The following is a 1,680-nucleotide window of genomic DNA, read 5'->3' as shown; positions in this document are numbered from 1 at the left end:
ATCGGAGGCTTCATCGCACGATCACGTCAGGCCAGGCAGGAGAGGATCTGACGAGCGCTTACCGCTGATCGAGACCGCGAAGCTCAACGGCATCAACCCGCACAACTGGCGCACCGACACGCTGGCGAAGCTCGCCAACCGCTGGCCGGCATCCCGCATCGACGATCTGATGCCCTGGGCCTACGCGAAGAAGCTCGACGACGCCGTCAACGTGTGAGCGGTGCAGCGCTTACCATTTTTCGTGCGCAGCTTGCACTTTTTGCTGTGTGGTTAGCTCGTTTTCCGGTGGCTTTCCATTAAGTGCGACCGTCAATCCAGATTCAGGACTTGCGGTGCCATGGCGAATAAGTCCTTGTAAGATGTCAACTCCTCAATCTTCGCTACCGAATACCTTTGCTGACCGCTAGCCTTGATGACGAACTCATAACAGGCAATGCCCGATCCAAAACCCGCGACAAGGATTCCTCCCAACCACGCGATGACGTTGTTGTGGACAAGTTCATCAAATGAGCGTTTTGTCTCGGCAATTGCTTTTACTTTCTTCGGCACCCTTTAGCACAGTGTACTCCACATGAGGTGCTCCACCAGGGCTGCTACCACCTGAACACCCGGCACCCTTCGATGCTAAAGCAGGTTCTTCAGCGGCTGCGCACGCATAGCTCGTTGACGCTATGGAGCCGCGTCTGCATCAATCCAAACCGGTCGAGATCGGCCCGAACCTCATTGGCGTACATAGGGTTGAGCAACACCACATCGCTGGGACGGAGTTGTGCAAGCTCTGCCGGCGCTCTAACGGCCAATCCAAACGGCGGCAGGAACTTGCCGTGCCGGGCAACGTTGAGGTCGACCGCGCAAGCGATAGGGATGTCGCGGCCGAGCGCAGTGTGGAAGCCGATGCATTTGGCGGCGCCCTGCCACACCACCACGGGTCCCTCTTCACGATCCATCGCCTCGATGGCGGCCCGGCACCGCGCCACTGAATTGCGAATTGTCCCGCCGAACCTGATCGCTTCCGCAACCGCTGCCTCATGTTCAGCACGCGTGATAGCGAGACCAAGTTCACGAGCTTGCTCGGGGGCGCGGGCAACGAGCAGCAGATATTGGCCGGAGTAGACCAACTCACAGGACTCAACGGCGAGACCCGCGCGAACGAACGCCTCGGAAAGTGTATTGAGCGTAAAGTAGTTGCAGTGCTCGTAGAAGATGTCCCAAAATGCGCCTTCCGCAAGAATCCGCTCGGTACCCGGCACTTCGATCAGGATGGGCGAAGCAGGATTACGGCGCGCCCAGTCGGCCACTAGACCGAGGAAGCCTGCGACATCGGGAATGTGCTCCAGCGTGTGGCGGCAGACGAGAGCGGCGGCCGGCAGCAGAGTGTGCTCCGGCGCAAACTCCGCTCGATCAATGGTGATGCGGTCCTTGAATTCTGGCGGTATCTCTTCTGGCTTCGTCAGAGGGTCGATGCCAATCGTGTCGGCGACGCCGGCGCGCAGGAGGTCGACCATGAAGTCGGCATGCCCGCACCCAACTTCGATGATGCGCTTGCCGGCGAGTCCGTATCGGGTCACCCAGTCGGTCGCCAGTGCACGCGAGAACGCGGAGAATGTCGGCGAAGCCGCTTGCGACGACTCGTAAACACCCGCGAGTGCCAGCTCCGGCTTGAAATCGGCGTTGAATATG

At 59.5% G+C, this 1,680-nt stretch carries 3 protein-coding genes; 1 reads left to right on the top strand and 2 read right to left on the bottom strand.

The genetic code is table 11. From position 1 onward, the window contains the following. Positions 1-217 (top strand): transposase domain-containing protein (locus FFK22_RS41685; protein WP_143956994.1); only part of this gene is annotated, 217 nt, incomplete at its 5' end. A gap of 92 nt (positions 218-309) precedes the next feature. Here FFK22_RS41685 and FFK22_RS41680 read toward each other — a convergent pair. Beyond that, positions 310-549, bottom strand: a complete 240-nt coding sequence (locus FFK22_RS41680; RefSeq protein ID WP_138893669.1) for a hypothetical protein — start codon at positions 547-549, stop codon at positions 310-312. 89 nt (positions 550-638) lie between these two features. Beyond that, positions 639-1,680 (bottom strand): class I SAM-dependent methyltransferase (locus FFK22_RS41675; RefSeq protein ID WP_143956993.1); only part of this gene is annotated, 1,042 nt, incomplete at its 5' end.

This window comes from Mycobacterium sp. KBS0706, assembly GCF_005938675.2.
GTDB lineage: Bacteria > Pseudomonadota > Alphaproteobacteria > DSM-16000 > Inquilinaceae > Inquilinus.
Note: the sequence above shows the minus strand (reverse complement) of the source record. Positions and strands in the feature narration are given on the sequence as shown.